The sequence below is a fragment of the Arminella tubonensis genome (assembly GCF_003240585.1).
Classification (GTDB): Bacteria; Pseudomonadota; Alphaproteobacteria; order Rhizobiales; family Rhizobiaceae; genus Rhizobium; species Rhizobium tubonense.
On record NZ_PCDP01000005.1, the window covers coordinates 58,590 to 77,973 of the forward strand.

Here is a 19,384-nt window from a genome sequence, read left to right on the forward strand (position 1 = left end):
CATGTATGTTGCCGTCAAGGGTGGCGAAGCCGCTATCGCAAATGCCCACCGGCTGCTTGCCGACCGCCGTCGCGGCGACCGCTCATTGCCTGCCATCGGCATCGAGCAGATCGTCGAACAGTTGGCGCTCGCCGTCGACCGCGTCATGGCCGAGGCATCGCTTTACGACCGCACGCTCGCAGCTCTCGCCGTCCGCCAGTCGCGCGGCGACATGATCGAGGCGATCTTCCTGCTGCGCGCCTATCGCACGACACTGCCACGCTTCGGCTATTCCAACCCGCTCGACACCTCTGACATGAAGATCGAGCGGCGCATTTCCGCGACCTACAAGGATCTGCCCGGCGGCCAGCTTCTTGGACCGACCTTCGACTATACCCACCGTCTGCTCGACCCGTCGCTGCTGACCGACGAGGCCGTCGAGGAAGGGGCGCAAAAGCCGGCCGAAGAGGGCCGTGTCATGCGCGTTTCCGAGATTCTTGCCGAGGAAGGCCTAATCGAGGCCGACGGCGACCTTCCGGTCGACCATGAGACCGGCGACCTGACCCGCGAGCCGATGGAATTTCCAATGGCGCGCGATCTCAGGCTTCAGGCGCTTGCCCGCGGCGACGAGGGTTTTCTGCTGGCTCTCGGTTATTCGACACAGCGCGGCTACGGCCGGAACCATCCCTTCACCGGCGAAATCCGCATCGGCGAGGTCGAGGTCGAATTCGACGTGCCGGAACTCGGTTTTGCAGTGTCGCTCGGGACCATACAGGTCACCGAATGCCAGATGGTCAATCAGTTCAAGGGGTCCGCCAAGGCGCCGCCGCAGTTTACCCGCGGCTATGGCCTGGTCTTCGGCCAGAGCGAACGCAAGGCGATGGCGATGTCGCTGGTCGACCGGGCATTGCGCGCCGAGGAGCTCGGCGAAGATATCACCGCGCCATCGCAGGACGAGGAATTCGTGATCTCGCATTCAGACAACGTGCAGTCGACCGGCTTCGTCGAACATCTGAAGCTGCCGCACTATGTCGACTTTCAGGCCGAGCTCGATCTGGTCCGTCGCATGCGCCGCGAATTCGATGCTGCCCGCAGGGGCGGCAAGGAACCCATGCCGGAGGCTGCCGAATGAGCGAACTCGCATCCTATAATTTCGCCTATCTCGACGAACAGACCAAGCGGATGATCCGCCGCGCGATTCTGAAGGCGATCGCCATTCCCGGTTACCAGGTACCGTTCGCCTCGCGCGAGATGCCTATGCCCTACGGCTGGGGAACGGGCGGCGTGCAGGTAACAGCCTCGATCATCGGGCCGAAGGACGTACTCAAGGTCATCGACCAGGGGGCGGACGACACGACCAATGCCGTCTCGATCCGCGCGTTCTTCCAGAAGGTCGCCAATGTTGCGGTGACGACGCGTACGGGCGAAGCGACGATCATCCAGACGCGCCACAGGATACCGGAGCAAAAGCTCGCGGCCAATCAGGTGCTGGTCTACCAGGTGCCGACGCCGGAGCCGCTGCGCTTCCTCGAACCGCGCGAGACGGAGACCAGAAAGATGCACGCGCTTGAGGAATACGGCCTCATGCATGTGAAGCTCTACGAGGACATCGCGCGCAACGGCCATATCGCCACGACCTATGATTATCCGGTCAAGGTGCAGGGCCGTTACGTGATGGATCCGTCGCCGACGCCGAAATTCGACAATCCGAAAATGCACATGTCGGATGCGCTGCAGCTCTTCGGCGCGGGGCGCGAGAAGCGGATCTATGCCGTGCCTCCCTATACCGAAGTGGTGAGCCTCGATTTCGAAGATCATCCTTTCACGATCCAGCATTTCGACAAGCCCTGCGCGCTCTGCGGCGCCGAAGACGTCTATCTCGACGAAGTCATTCTCGACGACAAGGGCGGGCGGATGTTCGTCTGCTCCGACACCGATCACTGCGAGGATCGCCGCGCGCATGGCCATGTCGGCCATCTGCTGGCCGAGAACAAGGAGGCTGCGGAATGAGCGAGACGCCACTCCTGAGGGTCAAGGACATTTCGAAATTCTACGGCAGCCGCACGGGTTGCCGCAACGTTTCCTTCGATCTCTGGCCGGGCGAAGTGCTGGCCATCGTCGGCGAATCCGGTTCGGGCAAGACGACTTTGCTGAACTGCATCTCGACACGATTGATGCCGACCACCGGCAGCATCGAATACCATATGCGCGACGGCAACTATCGCGACCTGTTCCGCATGAGCGAGGCGGAACGGCGGTTCCTGATGCGCACCGACTGGGGATTTGTCCACCAGAACCCTGCGGACGGACTGCGCATGACTGTGTCGGCCGGCGCCAATGTCGGCGAGCGGCTGATGGCGATCGGCGACCGGCACTATGGCAATATTCGTGCGACGGCGATCGACTGGCTCGATCGCGTCGAAATCGATGCCGACCGCATCGACGACCAGCCGCGCGCCTTTTCCGGCGGCATGCGCCAACGCCTTCAGATCGCCCGCAATCTTGTGACCGCACCACGCCTGGTCTTCATGGACGAGCCGACCGGCGGCCTCGATGTTTCGGTGCAGGCCCGCCTGCTCGATCTTTTCCGCGGCCTCGTCCAGGATCTGGGTTTATCGGCGATCGTCGTCACCCATGATCTTGCGGTCGCCCGTCTGCTGTCGCACCGGATGATGGTGATGAAGGACGGGCTGGTGATCGAGCATGGTCTGACAGACCGGGTGCTCGACGATCCGCGCGAACCTTACACGCAGCTTCTCGTCTCCTCGATCCTGCAAGTCTGAGACGGACAAAAGGGAACAAAAGCCATGGCAACGCCCCTCGTCGTTTCCGAAGTCTTCAAGAGCTTCATCATGCATTTGCGCGACGGCATTCGCCTGCCCGTTGTCGCCGATGTTTCCTTCTCCGTTGCGAGCGGCGAGTGCGTCGTGCTTGGAGGTCCCTCCGGCATCGGCAAGAGTTCGCTGCTAAAGATGACCTACGGCAACTATGCCGTCGACGGCGGCCAGATCCTTGTCAACCACAAGGGGCGCATCGTCGATCTCGCGACCGCCGATCCGCGCACCGTCATCGACGTGCGTCGCCACACGATGGGTTATGTCAGCCAGTTCCTGCGCACGGTGCCGCGCGTCGCGGCCATCGACGTGGTGGCTGAGCCGCTTCTGGCCCGCGGCGAGACCCCGGTCTTTGCCCGCGACAAGGCCGCCGAGCTCCTGTCCCGGCTCAACCTGCCCGAGGAACTCTGGCAATTGCCGCCGGCGACGTTTTCGGGCGGCGAACAACAGCGCGTCAACATTGCTCGCGGCTTCATCACCGACCATGCGATCCTGCTGCTCGACGAGCCGACTGCGTCGCTCGATGCTACCAATCGCAAGGTCGTGGTCGAACTGATCGAGGCCAAGAAGAGGGCCGGCGTCGCATTGCTCGGGATTTTCCACGACGAGGAAGTTCGCGAGGCCGTCGCCGACCGCATCCTCGACGTCAGCGAATTTTCTCCGAGAACATCGCGCGTCGCCGTCGGCGCCTAAGACCGCATCGTCCACCCTGTCCAATCTTTCGCATGATGTCGGCCGAAGCCGATGCCATCGTCGAGAACCCATGTCCGAAAGGCCCATCATGACCAGACAACTTGGCGAGCAGCCCTATATCGATCCGACAGCGCGCGTCAGCAATTCGACGCTTGGCCGCTACACCGAGGTGTCCGAGCGTTGCCGCATCGACGAAGTCGAGATCGGCGACTATTCCTATGTCATGCAGGACGGCGGCATCTGGTGCACGACGATCGGCAAGTTCGTCAACATCGCCGCTGCAGTGCGCATAAACGCCACCAACCATCCGACCTGGCGCGCGACGCTTCATCATTTCACCTATCGTGCCACCGACTATTGGCCGGATGCCGATATGGAGACGGATTTCTTCGCCTGGCGCCGCGACCATCGCGTTGTCATCGGCAATGACGTCTGGATCGGTCATGGGGCGACGGTTCTTCCCGGCGTCACCGTCGGCAACGGGGCGGTGATCGGTGCCGGCGCCGTCGTATCCAAGGATGTTGCTCCCTACACGATCGTCGGTGGCGTCCCTGCGAAGCTCATCCGCGAACGCTTTCCGAGGGAAATCGGCGAGCGCATGGACAGGCTCTCCTGGTGGGACTGGGAACATGACCGGCTGCGCACCGCCCTTGCCGATTTTCGCGCACTCTCGGCCGAGGACTTCCTGTCGCGCTACGACGCTTGAGGCGTGTTCGCGCCCTCGCATTGATGATCACCGTCTACTTTAAGCAACGCTTTTGTGACGGTGGAGAGGCCCTTTGTGACAGCTCTTACACAAAAGTGACATTTGAGCTTCACGAAGCAGGACTAATGCCTACTCAGACGCTGGGTCAATTTACTGAGGAAGAGCATGATGTTCGAACTGAGGAATGTGACGCGCAAATTCGGAAGCAAACTCGCTGTCGATTCTGTGACGCTGGACATTCCCCAAGGCCAGATGGTCGGCATTATCGGCCGATCAGGTGCCGGAAAATCCACGCTGCTGCGGATGATCAACCATCTCGCGGTGCCGTCTTCAGGCTCGATCCATTTTGCCGGCACGGAAGTCTCGGCGCTGCGCGGCAAGGCACTGCGCAACTGGCAGCGTGATTGCGCGATGATCTTCCAGCAGTTCAACCTCGTGCCGCGCCTCGATGTGCTGACGAATGTCATGCTCGGCCGGCTGAACCATCGCTCGACCACTTTGAGCCTGCTCAGCGTCTTCACCCGCGAGGAGCGGATCGACGCCATCATGGCGCTGGAGCGCCTCGGCATCGAGCAGACTGCGATGCAGATGGCGGGTACGCTTTCGGGCGGCCAACAGCAGCGTGTGGCAATTGCCCGTGCGCTGATGCAGAAGCCGAAGATGCTGCTTGCGGACGAGCCGATCGCCTCGCTCGACCCGCTGAACGCAAAGATCGTCATGGATGCGTTGCGCGACATCAACGAGCGCGACGGGATCACCGTCATCACCAACCTTCATACGCTGGACACGGCACGGAATTATTGTGAGCGGATCATCGGCATGGCGGCCGGTCGCGTTGTTTTCGATGGTGCGCCTTCGAGGCTGACAGCCGAGGCGGTCAACGCGATCTACGGCACCGACAAGGACGGCGCCGGCATCGACGAGACGATGACCTCGACCAGCATCAATACCTCCGATCTTCCCGCGTCCGTCGCGGCACAAGCATCTGCCGGCGTGCAACCGCTGGCACTCGCCGGTCTCTGAGGGAGAGACCGGGATCGACAGCCCGCGTCAAGGGCACATCTCTTCAGACCGAACACAGCCGGGGAAACCGGCTAATCAGGAGACGAACCCATGTTGAAGAAGACCCTTCTTGCAGCCGCGGCGCTTCTTGCGCTCGTCGGCTCGGCATCTGCCGCCGATCTAAAGGAATTCCGCGTCGGCATCCTCGGTGGCGAGAACGAAGCCGACCGCCTGCGCAACTATGCGTGCCTTGCCGATCACCTCAAGCAGACCTTCGGTTTCGAAAAGGTATCGCTGTTCCCCGCCGCCGACTATGACGGCGTTATCCAGGGTCTTCTCGGCGGCACTCTCGACTTCGCCGAGCTCGGTGCTTCCGGTTATGCCGCCACCTACATCAAGGACCCGAAGGCCGTAACCCCGATCCTGACGACAGAGCAGAAGGACGGTTCGACCGGCTATTATTCGATCGGCCTCGCGCTGAAGTCTTCCGGTATCAAGACGATCATGGACGCCAAGGGCAAGAAGCTCGGCTACGCCGACCCGGACAGCACCTCGGGCTATCTCGTTCCGCTGACGCAGATCCCGAAGACCACCGGCGTGCCGAACGACAAGTTCTTCGGAGCGACCCAGTTCAACGGCGGTCACGAGAACAACCTGCTTGCAGCTTATGACGGCAAGGTCGACGTCGCTGTCGACGATTCCTCCGGCATCGGCAATTTCAAGGATGGCTTCACGTCCGGCACGTTCCGCAAGGAAGTCGACAAGGGCGCCGTCGACCCGAACAAGCTCGTCGAAGTCTGGCGTTCGCCGCTGATCCCGAACGGCCCGCTGGTCGTGCGCACCGCGCTCGGCGCCGAATGGCAGACAAAGCTGGCCGACTTCTTCACCAAGCTGCCGACCACTGACAAGAAGTGCTTCGACGCTGTCGAAGGCGGCGACTTCAAGGGCTATGTTCCGGTGAAGCCTGATTTCTACAACGCCATCATCGACGTTCGCAAGAACGCCATCGGCGGTTGATCTCATAATCGAGGGCGGTCGGTTTTGCCGGCCGCCCTTTTTCTGTCTGGCATTTTCAGTTTCACGGACGAGCGTAAACCATCCATGACCATTGCCGATCTTCATCCGCAACTACCTAGCGCCCATGAGATCGGCGACGCGTGGAGCAGGCAGGTCGCCCGGCGACGGATCTACACGATCTTCGGCCTGATCGTGCTGCTTGCGGCGTTCATCTCCTCCGTCCAGTTCGCTAATGAGAGCAATGCCGGCCATTTCTTCGAGCGATTGCCGCATCTGTTCGACTTTCTAAGCTGGCTGATCCCGAAGAACTGGGGCGACGTCTGGCGTGCGCTTTTCGATCTGCCGAGCCCGAACGACCCGGGCACCGGTGGCGAGGAATATAATTTCGCGCTTGGCCGCCACTATATCTGGGGCGGTTTCTATATCCCCGAATATTTCGAGCTGATGCTCATCACTTTCAACGTGGCGCTGGTCTCGACGATCATCGGCTTCATCTTTGCGGTGCCGCTTTCCTTCATCGCGTCACGAAACCTGACGCCGTCCAAGCCGCTGCGGATCGTCGTCAAGCGGTTCATGGAAATCCTCCGCGCCTTTCCGGAGATCGTGATCGCCGGGCTTTTTGCCGCCATCATCTCGATCGGGCCGGTCTCGGCCATCATCGCTGTCGGCCTCCACTCGATCGGCGCGCTTGGCAAGCTGTTTTACGAGACGGTCGAAAATGTCGACATGAAGGCTGACGAGGGGGTCAAATCGGTCGGCGCCAGCTGGAGCGAGCGCGTCCGGTTTGCAGCACTTCCCCAGGTCCTGCCGAATTTCATGTCCTATGCGCTGCTGCGCGTGGAGATCAACGTCCGCGCTTCGACCATTATCGGCGCGGTCGGCGGCGGCGGCATCGGCGAGGAACTGAAGCTTTCGATCTCGCGCGGTTTCGGGGCCAAGACGCTGGCGCTGATCCTGCTGCTGTTCATCACCATCCTTGCCGTCGACCAGTTCTCCGCCTGGCTGAGACGACGGCTCGTGGGCGACCACGCCTTCCTGCTGCAACATTGAGGACGTCATGACGCTGACCGTCGCGAGCCATGCCGCATCCATCGAGGAGCGCTTCCCGGAAGCGTTCAACCCACCGCTAGTCAAGCGTTTCGGCTCGCTGCTGACACTGATCGCGCTGCTTCTCTACGGCATCTACTCGGTCTGGTTCTTCGACCTGCCGAAGCTTATGGCCGAAGCGCATTGGGAGCGTGTCGGCATCTTTCTCAGCCAGTGGATCAGCTACGACGTGCAGCCGGAGTTTCGGCTTTCCGATAGCGATATCAGCATTCACTATCCGCGCTTTTCACCGCTGGGCGATGATCCGCATCCCGATTGGGTACTGCAGCGCGGCGATGGCACAGTGAAGGTCGAAGTCGCCGGCGAGAGTAAAACGGTCACGATCTCCAAATCGGAGGTTACCGTCGTTGCTCACGGCCAGAGCGTCGCGGTATCGCTTTCAAGCGGCCAGCCGAAGGTACTCGGGCCAGTCCCCGCCTGGATGACCGTCTATGACGACAATGTGCTTGCCAATCTCGGCTTTGCCGGCGACGTCAGCATCGACAACGATCGCGTCAAGATCCGCAAGAGGTTCCTCGGCTGGCCCAACTTCATCTTCGATACCCAGTCAAAGTTCTTCCAGAAATCACCGCTTGAGGTCGCGACGCTTTTGGTCAGCGGGCCGCAACTGGTCGCCGGACAATCGAACTGGTCGCTGGCCTTTCAGGACTTCTGGAACAACAATACCTGGCAACATGGCGACGTATTGACGAAGCTGCTGCAGACCGTCGTCATGGCTTTCCTCGGTACGCTTCTGGGCGCCATCGTCAGTTTTCCGCTGGCCTTTCTTGCCGCCCGCAACATCACCTCCAGCCGCATCGTCAACCACATCTTCAAACGGTTCTTCGATTTCCTCCGCTCGATGGACATGCTGATCTGGGCGCTGTTCTTTACCCGCGCCTTCGGCCCCGGACCGCTTGCGGGCAGTGCCGCGATCTTCTTTACCGAGACGGGTACGCTTGGAAAGATCTATTCGGAGGTACTGGAGAACATCGACGACAAGCCGCGCGAAGGTATCAAGTCGACCGGGGCGCCCGAGATGCTGGTGCAACGCTACGGCATCATGCCGCAGATCGTGCCGATCATCGTCAGCCAGACGCTGTATCAATGGGAGTCCAACGTCCGCGGGGCGACCATCATCGGTGCCGTCGGCGCGGGTGGCATCGGGCTAAAGCTCTGGGAGGCGATGCGCACCAACAAGAACTGGGAGAACGTCGCCTACATGGTGCTTTTGACGCTGGCTGTCGTCATCCTGTTCGACGCCGCTTCCAATGCGTTGCGGACGCGCCTCATGGGAACGCAAAACCCGCAATAAAGGCACACCCCAGCGTTTTTCATCATCATTCTGTCATGGAAATCTTTTAGCGCAGGGCCAGTCTTGCCGCCGGCCGGAAAATCGCGGCACTGTGCGGCACCCCCACTACCCCCCAAGGATTCGCCTTGCGCTACGCTCTCTATTTTACGCCACCGAAAGACGATCCCCTCAACGGATTGGCCAGCCGCTGGCTCGGCCGGGACGCCTATACGGGCGAGACGTTCGCGGCATCGTCCTATGGCGAAGTCAACGCGGAAGAGCAGCATGCCGTGACCGCGGATCCGCGCCGCTATGGATTTCACGCGACACTGAAGGCACCTTTCGAACTTGCCGCGTCGGTCACCGAGAACGATCTCATTGAGATCGCCGGCGATTTTGCGGCGCGCGCGGCACCTTTCTCGATATCCGAACTGGTGCTCGGCCAACTCGGTCATTTTTTCGCCCTGGTGCCTGCCAATCTCTATTCCGAACTTCAGGATTTCTCGGCCAGCGTCGTGCGGGCCTTCGAGCCGCTGCGCGCGGCACTTACCGCGTCCGACATCGCTCGCCGAAAGCCGGAGGAACTGACCGAAGCGCACCGCGCCAATCTGTTGCGATGGGGCTATCCCTATGTCATGGATGAGTTCCGCTTCCACATGACGCTGACCGGGCCGGTCGAGGCAGAGCGGCAGTCTGCGATCAGCGCGGTCCTTCGTGAAACGTTCGCCGCTCATATCGGGCGACCGCTTTCCGTTTCCGGCCTTGCCATATTCGTCGAGGAGACGCGCGGCGCTCCTTTTATCGTCCGTTCCTGGCTGCCGCTCGGCGGCGCTCCAAGCTGAAAGACTTTCTGACATGACCAAAGAGACCGTCCTTTCGAACGCCCGTATCATCCTCGAGGACGACATCGTCTCCGGTTCGGTCCTGATGCGTGACGGCAAGATCGCCGACATTTCCGAAGGGAACTCGACGGTCGGCGAAGATATGGAGGGCGACTACCTGCTGCCCGGCCTGGTCGAGCTTCACACGGACCATCTGGAGCAGCATTACTCGCCCCGACCCGGCGTTCGCTGGAACAAGACGGCAGCGATCCAGGCACACGACGCGCAGATCGTCACGTCGGGCATCACCACCGTCTTCGATTGCCTGCGAATGGGCTCCGACGAGGATGGCGGCTTCGAGCGCGGCGAGATGCGCGACATGGCCGACGCGATCCAGTCCGCGCAACGGGAAGACAGGTTGCGTGCCGACCACCTCATCCACCTGCGCTGCGAGGTGTCGTCGGACAATGTGCTCGAGCACTTCGAAGACTTCAAACAGGATCCGTTCGTCCGTCTCGTGTCGCTGATGGACCATGCGCCGGGGCAGCGTCAGTTCCAGACGATGGAGCAGTACATCTTCTACTACCAGAAGAAGCGCGGCCTCAGCGACGAGGTCTTCGCCCGCTTCGTCGCCAAGCGCCAGGAGGATTCGGCGAAATACGCGACGCCGCACCGCGATGCCATTTCCAAGGTCTGCACTGAGCGCGGCATCACGATGGCGAGCCATGACGACGCGACGATGGAGCATGTCGACGAGGCGATCGCCTACGGCGTGCGGTTGGCAGAATTCCCGACGAGCGTCGATGCCGCGAAGGCATCGCACGGCGCCGGCATGAGCGTTCTCATGGGGGCGCCGAACATCGTGCGCGGCAAGTCGCATTCCGGCAATATCGCCGCCCGGGACCTGGCGGAAATGGGTGTGCTCGACGTCCTTTCATCCGACTACGTGCCGCTTAGCCTGCTGCACGCGCCGTTCATCATCGCCGACGAGGTCGAAAGCATTTCGTTGCCGCGAGCCATCGCCATGGTGACGTCGACGCCGGCCCGCACGGTCAGCCTCGACGACCGGGGGCGGATCGCGCTTGGCCTGCGCGCCGACCTGGTTCGCGTCCGCCGCGACCACGGCGTTCCGGTCACGCGCTCGGTCTGGCGCGAAGGGCGGCGCGTGGCCTAATGTCTGAAGTCGAGGCAAAGCCGGCTAAGGATGGACGTGTTGCGGCGGGAACGATGGTTGTCGTCGTAGGTCCGAGCGGCGCTGGCAAGGACACTCTGATGGCACTTGCCGCAAGGCATTTTGCCGGAAGCGCTGATGTTCACTTCGTCCGCCGTGTCATCACCCGCAATGTCGACGCCGGTGGGGAAGATCACCGGAGCGTTTCGGAAAACGATTTCGACGCGATGCAGCGGGCGGCGAGCTTTGCGGTCTGGTGGAGCGCGCACGGGCTGAAGTACGGCATCCCGGCATCGGTCCTGGAAGAACTTGCCAAGGGCCGTCTTGTGATCGCGAACGGCTCGCGTTCGGTGCTCGATCGCTTCGCTGCGGTCTTTCCCCGGATGACGGTGATCAACGTCACCGCTCGACCTGATGTGCTGGCGGAACGGCTGCAAGCGCGCGGACGTGAGACCCGGGACGATATCCTGAAGAGGCTGGCGCGAGAAACGCCGGTCATAAAAGGGCGTTACGACGTCATCGACATCGACAATAGCGGCGCGCTGGCGGAGGCTTCCCGTGCCGTCGTCGAAGCGCTCGACGCGATCATCGCCCGGCAGGGCTGCAGCCGCTAGAGCACGTCGCGTATCGATGCCGTTTCGCGCGTTTGGCCGACAGGTATCAGTGGGCCTCGTCCCAATTGGTTGCGGCGCGGGCGTCGACCTTCAGCGGCACGGACATGTCGACGGCAGGCATCGCAGCGTTTTCCATGATAGAGACGATGATTGGCGTGGTTCGCTCGACATCGCTGCCCTCAACCTCGAAAATCAACTCGTCGTGCACCTGAAGCAGCATTCGGACGCGCTCGCCTAGCCCCGCCTTTTGCAGAGCGGGTTCGATCTGGATCATGGCCCGGCGAATGACGTCGGCAGCCGAGCCCTGGATCGGTGCGTTGATCGCGGCACGCTCGTTGAAGGCCCGCACCGAGGGATTGGACGAGCGGATTTCGGGATAGTGAGCCCGCCGACCGAAGATGGTCTCGACGTAACCCTTGTCGCGGGCGAACGCCTTGGTGCTCTCCATGTAGTCACGGATGCCGGGGAAGCGCTCGAAGTATTTCTTGATGTAGTCGCCGGCTTCCGAGCGTTCGATGGATAGCTGGTTGGCAAGGCCGAAGGCGGAAATGCCATAGATGATGCCGAAATTGATCGCCTTGGCGCGGCGGCGGACTTCGCCGGGCATGCCTTCGACCGGAACGCCGAACATCTCCGATGCCGTCATGGCGTGGATGTCGACGCCGTCGGAGAAAGCCTGCTTCAACTGCGGTATCTCGGCGACATGCGCCAACACCCGCAGCTCGATCTGGCTGTAGTCGGCGGAAATCAGCTTGTGGCCCGGCGTCGAAACGAAGGCCGTGCGGATCTTGCGGCCCTCGGCGGTGCGCACCGGTATGTTCTGCAGGTTCGGTTCCGAGGACGACAAACGCCCGGTCGAGGTCGACGCCATGGAATAGGACGTGTGGACCCGCTTGGTCTCAGGGTGGACATAGCCCGGAAGCGCATCGGTATAGGTGGACTTCAGCTTCGTCAGCTGGCGCCAGTCGACGATCCTGCGGGGCAGGTCGAACCCGGCCGCAGCGAGGTCTTCCAGCACCTGCGCCGAGGTCGACCATTGCCCGGTCTTGGTCTTGCTGCCGCCGGCCAGCCCCATCTTGCCGAACAGGATATCTCCGAGCTGCTTGGGCGAGCCGATGTTGAAGCGTTCGCCGGCAAGCTTGTAGATATCATCCTCCAGAGCAGCAGCGCCCTGCGCCAGTTCCCCGGAAAGCCGCGACAGGATTTGCCTATCGACGGTGATGCCGCGCTCCTCCATGTTGGCCAGCACGGGCACCAGCGGGCGCTCCAGCCGCTCATAGACCCGCGACAGCTTTGCGGCTGCCAGGCGAGGCTTCAGCACCATCCAGAGCCGGAGCGTCACGTCGGCGTCCTCCGCCGCGTAGGCAGTCGCCTTGTCGATATCGACGAGATCGAAGCCGACATTGGATTTGCCGCTGCCGGCAACGTCCTTGTAGGCGATCGGCTTGTGGCCGAGCCAGCGTTCCGAGAGACCGTCCATGCCATGCGTTGCGTTGGCGCCGCCATCAAGCACGTAGGACATCAGCATCGTGTCGTCGAAGCCCTTGATCTCGATTTTGTAGCGCTTCATCAGCAGGTAGTCGTATTTCATGTTCTGCGCGACCTTGAGGATCGAGCTGTCCTCCAGCAGGTCTTTCAGGCGCTGCAGGGCGTCGCGCATCGGGATCTGGTTTTCGGCCGGTCCGCCGCCGAGCAGGTCGCCGACGCCGGTCTTGTGGCCGAGTGGCACGTAGGCTGCGCGGATAGCGGTTCCGGATGGATCACGCGAATTATCCGCAAGCGCCAGCGAAAAGCCGACGAGTTCGGCCTGCATGGCGTCGAGCGACGTGGTTTCCGTATCGAAGGCGACGAGGCCGGTCTCGCGGGCGTCGGCAATCCAGGCGTCGAGCGTCTTGAGATCGCGGATCGTCACATAGGTCGAATGGTCGATCGGCAGGGCGGTGAAGGCGGCCGATCTCGATTTCACCAGTTCGCCGGGTTCCGAGGCGTCCTCACTAGCATTCCGGAATTTCTTCTTGTCCGGGACGGATACGGCGGGGCCCTCAAGATCAGCCGGCGCACCGGCAACCAGACCTCCAGCCTCGCCGACGTCAAGGTCGGGACCGTGGGCGGTGCTGCCCCATTCGACCTTGACATAGGCAGGCTCGATCGCGGCGGCATCGCATTCGCAGGCCTCGGCGACGCGGCGCGTCAATGTGGTGAACTCCATGGTCTTCAGGAAGCCGACCAGCTTCGGACCGTCCTGCTTTTCAAGCACGAGCGCATCCAGCTCCATGTCGAGCGGCACGTCGGTGCGCAACGCCACCAGCTGTCGCGACAGGCGCGCCAGATCGGCATTGGCGATGATGTTTTCGCGGCGTTTCTCCTGCTTGATCTCGCCGGCGCGGGCGAGAAGCGTGTCGAGATCGCCGAATTCTTCGAGAAGCTGGGCCGCCGTTTTCGGGCCGATGCCCGGAATGCCCGGTACATTGTCGACCGAGTCGCCGGTCATGGCCTGCAGATCGATCATCTTTTCCGGTGGCACGCCCCATTTCTCGATGACATCGGGAATGCCGATCTGCTTGTCTTTCATGCTGTCGTACATATGAACGGTCGACGTTACGAGCTGCATCAGGTCCTTGTCGGACGAGATGATGGTGACGTCGGCGCCGGTCGCTTCCGCCAGCCGGGCGTAGGTGGCGATGATGTCGTCCGCCTCGAAGCCTTCCGTCTCGATGCAAGGAAGGTTGAAGGCGCGGGTCGCCTCCCGGATCAGGCCGAACTGCGGGATCAACTCTTCAGGCGGGGCCGAGCGGTTCGCCTTGTAGGCGTCGTAGATATCCTTGCGGAAGGTTTTCGACGAATAATCGAAGATGACCGCGAAGTGCGTGGGGGTCACGCCAACCGAGGTGTCGCGGGCCGAAGTCAACAGCTTCCAGAGCATATTGCAGAAGCCTGAAACGGCGCCGACAGGCAAGCCATCGGATTTGCGCGTCAGCGGCGGCAAGGCGTGGAAGGCCCGGAAGATGAACCCAGACCCGTCGACAAGAAAGAGATGATCACCATTTTTCATGGGGAGAATGGATAGCGCGGCGCGATCGAAAGGTCCATTGCGGCGTTGATTTTCGCGTGTTAAATTCCTCCGTTCTACCTGTTTAAGTTATTGCATCCTGTCAGTTTTTTTAAAGATCGAGTTTATCAATGAAAAGCCACCCGATCCTCGTGGCCTACGCAGCCTCGTTTGCCTTTACCGCCGGAATTTTCGCGCTTTCCTATTGGGGGCTTGGCGACAGCGGCTCCGTGATCTTCCGAAAGGTGCTTTTGGCGCCTGTCTTCCTGCTGGCGATGCGCGGGCTTAGAACCTATTTCCCGCAGGGTAACGACGATATCCGCGGGGTTGGAACGCAGACCGAATTCCAGTTCCTGACCGCCCTGACGGTGTCCGGCTTCATCATGTCGGTCGGTCCCTTCGAGGCGGTCAGCATCGTCAAGTCGCTGGCCATCTTCCTGGCGATGGCAACCTTCATGACGGCCTGGAACATGGGCTTCTTCCTCTTCGATCGGCGGAAGCCGAAGCAATAGGTCGACCCGCTCACCAAACTGTTACCGATTTGTAATCGTCCGCGATCGCTGCATCCCTTGAAAATCCTTACTGGCGTTCTCATCTCTTAATCACCGGCGCGTAACAAACGCCGAGGGTCTGATAGCCGGCTTGTCCCCCGCCGCATCAGACTTGGACAAAGGCCTCATCCCCTCTCCGGGCCTTTGTCCCCATTTTGAAGCCGTCATGGTTCCTCCAGGCCATGGCGGCTTTTTCCTTTCAAAGGGCCACTTTCCCTTGCGGAAGGAAAATCGCTCCGCCAATCCGCAAAAATGGGCTTTTCCGGTTAAATCGCCTGCGATTTATCGATTGTTTTTGGCGGAAAATAGCGCATAGCTACAATCATGGGATTTAATCGGATGGATTCCGCGGCTTACCTTGCCAGCCAACTGGCGAAGGGATTTTCCCGATCGTTGCATCAACGAGCGGCGGGGCTCGGTTTTTCGCCCGGACAATTCCCAATCCTGCTTGAACTCTGGTCGGAAGACGGGCTGACGCAGAAGCAACTGCTCGAGCGGGTCGATATCGAACAGGCGACAATGGCCAACACCTTGTCCCGCATGGAACGCGACGGGCTGATCGAGCGCAGGCCGCATCCATCCGACAAACGCGCCCAACTGATTTTCCTGACAAGCAGGGCGATGGCGATGCAGACGGAGGCGATCAAGGCGGCGATCGCCGCGGATCAGGACCTGTTCAAGGGCTTCCGTGCTTTCGAGCGCGCATTGTTGATCGAATACATCCGTCGCATCCTCGAAAATGCCAAGCGACTCTAGCTCATCCGGCCTGTCGCAAACGATCTCAAATTTTCGCGGTTTCATCCTCGAAACAGAAGCGGCTTTAGTCTATCGTCCGCGCGAATTTCGACGCCCTAATTCAGAAGGAACTGGATATGACAGACATATCGCCCGTCCTCGACCGCGCTGACGCGAACCTCCCATCGAGCCTCGACAGGCTGTTCGAACTGCTTCGCATCAAGTCGATCTCGACGGACCCTGCCTACAAGCCTGAGTGCCGCAAGGCAGCGGAGTGGCTGAAAGCCTACCTGACGTCGATCGGTTTCACGGCTTCCGTGCGCGATACGACGGGGCATCCGATGGTCGTCGCTCATCATGACGGCGCAAGCGCCGGTGCACCGCATCTTCTGTTCTACGGCCACTATGACGTTCAACCCGTGGATCCAATCGAACTTTGGGAAAACGACCCATTCGAGCCCGCCGTCAAGGACATCGGCAACGGCCGCAAGGTTATCACGGGGCGCGGTACCTCGGATGACAAGGGGCAGCTGATGACGTTCGTCGAAGCCTGCCGGGCTTTCAAGGATATCAATGGTGCGCTTCCCTGCCGCGTCACCATCCTCTTCGAGGGCGAGGAAGAATCCGGTTCGCCGTCGCTGAAGCCTTTTCTCGAGGCCAATGCCGGCGAGCTCAAGGCCGAATATGCCCTGGTGTGCGATACGGGCATGCTGGACGGCAAGACACCGGCGATCTCGGCCGGTCTGCGTGGTCTTGTCGGCGAGGAAATCGTCGTCACCGCTGCCGATCGCGACCTTCATTCCGGCATGTACGGCGGTGCGGCCGCCAATCCGATCCATATTCTCTCTGACATTCTGGCTGGCCTGCATGATGCCACGGGCAAGGTGACGCTTCCAGGCTTCTACCATGGCGTTGCCGAGACGCCCGACGACGTCAAGGCGGCCTGGAAGAAGCTCGATGCAGCCTCTGAAGCTTTTTTGAGCGATGTCGGCCTTTCGGTTCCGTCAGGCGAAAAGAACCGCTCGATCCTGGAGCTGACCTGGGCGCGGCCGACGGCGGAAGTGAACGGCATCATCGGCGGCTACACCGGCGAAGGTTTCAAGACAGTGATCGCCTCGAAGGCTTCGGCAAAGGTCTCTTTCCGCCTTGTCGGCCAGCAGGACCCGGCGGCAATCCGCGAGAGCTTCCGCGCCTATGTCCAGTCGAAGATCCCCGCCGACTGCACGGTGGAATTCCACAAGCACGGCGGCTCGCCAGCCATCCAGCTTCCGTATGATTCGGCGTTGCTCGGCAAAGCCAAGGTCGCGCTGTCTGCCGAATGGCCAAACCCTGCCGTCGTCATCGGCATGGGCGGCTCGATCCCGATCGTCGGCGACTTTCAGAAGATGCTCGGCATGGAATCGCTGCTTGTCGGCTTCGGCCTCAGCGACGACCGAATCCATTCGCCGAACGAAAAATACGACCTGACCTCCTACCATAAGGGCATTCGCTCCTGGGTGCGCATCCTCGACGCGCTCGCAGCCTGACGCCCACCGAGGCAATGGCAGGCGATATCCACATCCAAAAGCACTCGAAAGGCAGGAAATCCCTCGAATTTTAGGGAAGACTTGCCTTTTCTACCAATCAGGCACAAAGTTTGATTTCAGGCCAATTTGGATTCGACAAGTGGCCCGGGCTAATGTAACACTTGATTAAACGATTAATCAGTTGTTGCGAAACCAATGGCCTCCAACCGTCCCGGACCAAATCTCAGCAGGATCGCCGCGTCGCTTGGCGTCTCAGTGGCGACCGTATCGAACGCGCTTTCGGGCAAGGGGCGCGTCTCGGCGGAACTTGGCGAGCGCATCCGGGCAACCGCCAGCGCGCTCGGATATGTCCCGAGCCAGGCGGGGCGGGCGCTGAGGACTGGCCGCAGCGGCGTGCTCGGACTGGTCCTGCCGGATATTTCCAATCCACTTTTTCCGCAGATCGCCCAGGCGATGGAATATGCAGCTTCCATTGCCGGCTATGGAGTTTTGATCGCCGACAGTCGAGGCGATGTCGCCCGACAGACCGAGGCAATCAACCGTCTGCTTGAACGTGGCGTGGACGGCATGATCATCGTCCCGCGGCGTGGCACGCGCATCGCGGATATCGGCTGTCCTGTCGCGGTGGTCGATACGCCGTCGACGCCCGGCAACACCGTTTCGGCCGATCACTGGCAGGGCGGGCGGCAGATCGCCAAATATCTCCACGATCTCGGTCATCGTGACTTCCTGCTCCTCGGCAACAACCCCGCCTCCAACGTGCAGAACGACCGCATCGGCGGAATCAAATCCGCCCTTGACGGATCGTCCAGGGTCGAAGTCCTCTGGATCGAAAAGATCGAGGAGCGCGACGGCGCCGGGTGTCCGCTTGGGCTCGCCGACAAAGCCAGGGACGGCTTCACTGCCTTTGCCGCCGTCTCCGACCTGCCGGCGCTGCGGGCGCTCACCGAATTGCAACGGGCCGGGGTCAGTGTTCCGGGCTGCGTCAGCGTTACCGGCTTTGACGATCTGATCTGGTCGCCCGTCGTGACCCCAGCGCTGACCACCATGCGGATGGACATGGCAACGATCGCCGAGATCGCGATTGCCGCACTCGTGGAGGCGATTGAAAAAAGGGCCCCAGGGGAAACGTCCGAGGACGAGCTGCTGTCCGGCATACGCAGGATCGTAACGGCGACCGTGTCTCGGGTCCCGATGCAACTGATTGTCCGTCAATCTTCCGGCCCTGCAAAACCGGGAAAAACAGACCCTTCAGATGGAGAACTCCCCAAATGAAAAGACTGCTTATTGCGTCTGCGGCGCTGCTTTCGCTCCTCCCTGCTGCTGCCAGTTCTGCCGATAGAACGCTGACCATTTCGGTCTATGCCTTCGCTCAGGACGACTACAAGAAACTGGTCTACGACCCGTTCGAAGCCAAATGCGGCTGCAATCTCGTGGTGGAGACGGGCAATAGCGTCGAACGACTGGCCAAGATGGAAGCCAACAAGGCAAACCCCGTCATCGACATGGCGGTCGTCTCGATGGCGGACGCCTTGCAGGCAGCTCGTGCCGGCCTGATCGACAAGATCGACACCTCGAAACTTTCCAACTTCGACAAGCTCTATGATCTTGCCAAAGATCCCAATGGCGACGGGATGAGCGTTGGTTATACGTTTTACGCCACCTCGATCGCCTATCGGCCGGACAAGATGAAGATCGAATCCTGGGCCGACCTCCTGAAGCCCGAATATGTCGGGCATGTCGCCTTCCCGAACGTGACGACAAACCAGGGCCCCCCGGCGCTCTACATGCTCGGCGAGGCCATCGGCAAGAATACGCCCGATCTAAAGGCACCCATCACAGCCGTCGGCGAGCGCAAGGACGATATCGTCACCTTCTACGAGAAATCCTCACAGCTGGTGCAGTTGATGCAGCAAGAAGAGATCTGGGCTGCCCCTATCGGGCGCTTTTCCTGGGCCGGCTTTACCAAGCTGAGCGTTCCCGTTGCCTGGGCGACGCCCAAGGAGGGCCAGACCGGCGGCATGAACGTCATGGTGATGACCAAGGGGTCCAAGAACCAGGATCTGGCTCTGCAGTTCATGGATTTCTGGCTCTCCACCGATGTCCAGAGCGCACTCGGCCAGAAGCTGGTCGATAGCCCCGCCAACAAGGAGGTGAAGCTGCCGCCTGATGTCGCCAACAACCTGACTTATGGCGAGGATACCGCCAAGAGCCTGAAGCTTATCCCCTCAGCCGTGGCACTCGATCAGCGCGACACCTGGGTCAAGGAATGGAACGAGACAGTCGGTCAGTAAGTAGTCGTCAGC

18 protein-coding genes are annotated in these 19,384 nt (G+C 61.0%); 17 read left to right on the forward strand and 1 reads right to left on the reverse strand.

The window, feature by feature from the left end:
• Position 1 precedes the first annotated feature (1 nt).
• The 12 genes from CPY51_RS05130 to phnN all read left to right on the forward strand — a co-directional run bounded on the left by CPY51_RS05130 (position 2) and on the right by phnN (position 11,217).
• Positions 2–1,111, forward strand: a complete 1,110-nt coding sequence (locus CPY51_RS05130; protein ID WP_111159026.1) for a carbon-phosphorus lyase complex subunit — start codon at positions 2–4, stop codon at positions 1,109–1,111.
• Entirely contained in the window at positions 1,108–1,989 is an 882-nt protein-coding gene (locus tag CPY51_RS05135) for an alpha-D-ribose 1-methylphosphonate 5-phosphate C-P-lyase PhnJ (protein ID WP_111159028.1), read from the forward strand. Before CPY51_RS05130 ends, CPY51_RS05135 begins: the two co-directional genes overlap by 4 nt.
• Positions 1,986–2,762 carry a phosphonate C-P lyase system protein PhnK gene (gene phnK, locus CPY51_RS05140; protein WP_111159030.1) on the forward strand — a complete coding sequence of 259 codons (777 nt, stop codon included), beginning with the start codon at positions 1,986–1,988 and terminating at the stop codon, positions 2,760–2,762. The genes CPY51_RS05135 and phnK overlap by 4 nt, the downstream gene beginning before the upstream one ends.
• Before the next feature lie 24 nt (positions 2,763–2,786).
• The gene (gene phnL, locus CPY51_RS05145; RefSeq protein WP_111159032.1) at positions 2,787–3,506 is read left to right on the forward strand and encodes a phosphonate C-P lyase system protein PhnL; all 720 of its coding nucleotides are present in this window, start codon (positions 2,787–2,789) and stop codon (positions 3,504–3,506) included.
• A gap of 88 nt (positions 3,507–3,594) precedes the next feature.
• A complete protein-coding gene (locus CPY51_RS05150) occupies positions 3,595–4,212 on the forward strand; it encodes a DapH/DapD/GlmU-related protein (RefSeq protein WP_111159114.1) in 618 nt (205 codons plus the stop codon).
• A gap of 168 nt (positions 4,213–4,380) precedes the next feature.
• Positions 4,381–5,235: a phosphonate ABC transporter ATP-binding protein gene (gene phnC / locus CPY51_RS05155; protein WP_195909427.1), complete on the forward strand. Its 855-nt coding sequence runs from the start codon at positions 4,381–4,383 to the stop codon at positions 5,233–5,235.
• 90 nt (positions 5,236–5,325) lie between these two features.
• A complete protein-coding gene (gene phnD / locus CPY51_RS05160) occupies positions 5,326–6,231 on the forward strand; it encodes a phosphonate ABC transporter substrate-binding protein (protein ID WP_111159036.1) in 906 nt (301 codons plus the stop codon).
• Positions 6,232–6,315: 84 nt separating this feature from the next.
• Positions 6,316–7,281: a phosphonate ABC transporter, permease protein PhnE gene (gene phnE / locus CPY51_RS05165; protein WP_111159116.1), complete on the forward strand. Its 966-nt coding sequence runs from the start codon at positions 6,316–6,318 to the stop codon at positions 7,279–7,281.
• Between the two features lie 7 nt (positions 7,282–7,288).
• Positions 7,289–8,632, forward strand: a complete 1,344-nt coding sequence (gene phnE, locus CPY51_RS05170; protein ID WP_111159038.1) for a phosphonate ABC transporter, permease protein PhnE — start codon at positions 7,289–7,291, stop codon at positions 8,630–8,632.
• Positions 8,633–8,757: 125 nt separating this feature from the next.
• A complete protein-coding gene (locus tag CPY51_RS05175) occupies positions 8,758–9,453 on the forward strand; it encodes a DUF1045 domain-containing protein (RefSeq protein ID WP_111159040.1) in 696 nt (231 codons plus the stop codon).
• Between the two features lie 13 nt (positions 9,454–9,466).
• Positions 9,467–10,606, forward strand: a complete 1,140-nt coding sequence (locus CPY51_RS05180; RefSeq protein WP_111159042.1) for an alpha-D-ribose 1-methylphosphonate 5-triphosphate diphosphatase — start codon at positions 9,467–9,469, stop codon at positions 10,604–10,606.
• Positions 10,606–11,217, forward strand: a complete 612-nt coding sequence (phnN, locus tag CPY51_RS05185; protein WP_244598452.1) for a phosphonate metabolism protein/1,5-bisphosphokinase (PRPP-forming) PhnN — start codon at positions 10,606–10,608, stop codon at positions 11,215–11,217. The genes CPY51_RS05180 and phnN overlap by 1 nt, the downstream gene beginning before the upstream one ends.
• Positions 11,218–11,263: 46 nt before the next feature.
• Here phnN and polA read toward each other — a convergent pair whose 3' ends face one another.
• Positions 11,264–14,269 carry a DNA polymerase I gene (polA, locus tag CPY51_RS05190; RefSeq protein ID WP_111159044.1) on the reverse strand — a complete coding sequence of 1,002 codons (3,006 nt, stop codon included), beginning with the start codon at positions 14,267–14,269 and terminating at the stop codon, positions 11,264–11,266.
• A 128-nt stretch (positions 14,270–14,397) separates the two neighbouring features.
• Here polA and CPY51_RS05195 point away from each other — a divergent pair, with 128 nt between their 5' ends.
• The 5 genes from CPY51_RS05195 (at position 14,398) to CPY51_RS05215 (ending at position 19,372) form a co-directional block, all read left to right on the forward strand.
• On the forward strand, positions 14,398–14,778 hold the full coding sequence (locus CPY51_RS05195; RefSeq protein ID WP_111159046.1) for a hypothetical protein: 381 nt from the start codon (positions 14,398–14,400) through the stop codon (positions 14,776–14,778).
• A 378-nt stretch (positions 14,779–15,156) separates the two neighbouring features.
• The gene (locus tag CPY51_RS05200) at positions 15,157–15,573 is read left to right on the forward strand and encodes a MarR family winged helix-turn-helix transcriptional regulator (protein ID WP_111159048.1); all 417 of its coding nucleotides are present in this window, start codon (positions 15,157–15,159) and stop codon (positions 15,571–15,573) included.
• A 116-nt stretch (positions 15,574–15,689) separates the two neighbouring features.
• Positions 15,690–17,078: a M20/M25/M40 family metallo-hydrolase gene (locus CPY51_RS05205; protein WP_111159050.1), complete on the forward strand. Its 1,389-nt coding sequence runs from the start codon at positions 15,690–15,692 to the stop codon at positions 17,076–17,078.
• A 195-nt stretch (positions 17,079–17,273) separates the two neighbouring features.
• Complete coding sequence (locus tag CPY51_RS05210) at positions 17,274–18,353, forward strand: LacI family DNA-binding transcriptional regulator (protein WP_111159052.1); 1,080 nt, start codon at positions 17,274–17,276, stop codon at positions 18,351–18,353.
• The gene (locus tag CPY51_RS05215) at positions 18,350–19,372 is read left to right on the forward strand and encodes a polyamine ABC transporter substrate-binding protein (RefSeq protein ID WP_111159054.1); all 1,023 of its coding nucleotides are present in this window, start codon (positions 18,350–18,352) and stop codon (positions 19,370–19,372) included. Before CPY51_RS05210 ends, CPY51_RS05215 begins: the two co-directional genes overlap by 4 nt.
• The last annotated feature ends 12 nt before the right edge of the window (positions 19,373–19,384 follow it).

Excerpts from the sequence above, each read along its gene's own strand:
- CPY51_RS05130 (WP_111159026.1), top strand. The coding sequence starts at position 2 with ATGTATGTTGCCGTCAAGGGTGGCGAAGCCGCTATCGCAAATGCCCAC.
- CPY51_RS05135 (WP_111159028.1), top strand. The coding sequence starts at position 1,108 with ATGAGCGAACTCGCATCCTATAATTTCGCCTATCTCGACGAACAGACC.
- phnK (WP_111159030.1), top strand. The coding sequence starts at position 1,986 with ATGAGCGAGACGCCACTCCTGAGGGTCAAGGACATTTCGAAATTCTAC.
- phnL (WP_111159032.1), top strand. The coding sequence starts at position 2,787 with ATGGCAACGCCCCTCGTCGTTTCCGAAGTCTTCAAGAGCTTCATCATG.
- CPY51_RS05150 (WP_111159114.1), top strand. The coding sequence starts at position 3,595 with ATGACCAGACAACTTGGCGAGCAGCCCTATATCGATCCGACAGCGCGC.
- phnC (WP_195909427.1), top strand. The coding sequence starts at position 4,381 with ATGTTCGAACTGAGGAATGTGACGCGCAAATTCGGAAGCAAACTCGCT.
- phnD (WP_111159036.1), top strand. The coding sequence starts at position 5,326 with ATGTTGAAGAAGACCCTTCTTGCAGCCGCGGCGCTTCTTGCGCTCGTC.
- phnE (WP_111159116.1), top strand. The coding sequence starts at position 6,316 with ATGACCATTGCCGATCTTCATCCGCAACTACCTAGCGCCCATGAGATC.
- phnE (WP_111159038.1), top strand. The coding sequence starts at position 7,289 with ATGACGCTGACCGTCGCGAGCCATGCCGCATCCATCGAGGAGCGCTTC.
- CPY51_RS05180 (WP_111159042.1), top strand. The coding sequence starts at position 9,467 with ATGACCAAAGAGACCGTCCTTTCGAACGCCCGTATCATCCTCGAGGAC.
- phnN (WP_244598452.1), top strand. The coding sequence starts at position 10,606 with ATGTCTGAAGTCGAGGCAAAGCCGGCTAAGGATGGACGTGTTGCGGCG.
- polA (WP_111159044.1), bottom strand. The coding sequence starts at position 14,269 with ATGAAAAATGGTGATCATCTCTTTCTTGTCGACGGGTCTGGGTTCATC.
- CPY51_RS05195 (WP_111159046.1), top strand. The coding sequence starts at position 14,398 with ATGAAAAGCCACCCGATCCTCGTGGCCTACGCAGCCTCGTTTGCCTTT.
- CPY51_RS05200 (WP_111159048.1), top strand. The coding sequence starts at position 15,157 with ATGGATTCCGCGGCTTACCTTGCCAGCCAACTGGCGAAGGGATTTTCC.
- CPY51_RS05205 (WP_111159050.1), top strand. The coding sequence starts at position 15,690 with ATGACAGACATATCGCCCGTCCTCGACCGCGCTGACGCGAACCTCCCA.
- CPY51_RS05210 (WP_111159052.1), top strand. The coding sequence starts at position 17,274 with ATGGCCTCCAACCGTCCCGGACCAAATCTCAGCAGGATCGCCGCGTCG.
- CPY51_RS05215 (WP_111159054.1), top strand. The coding sequence starts at position 18,350 with ATGAAAAGACTGCTTATTGCGTCTGCGGCGCTGCTTTCGCTCCTCCCT.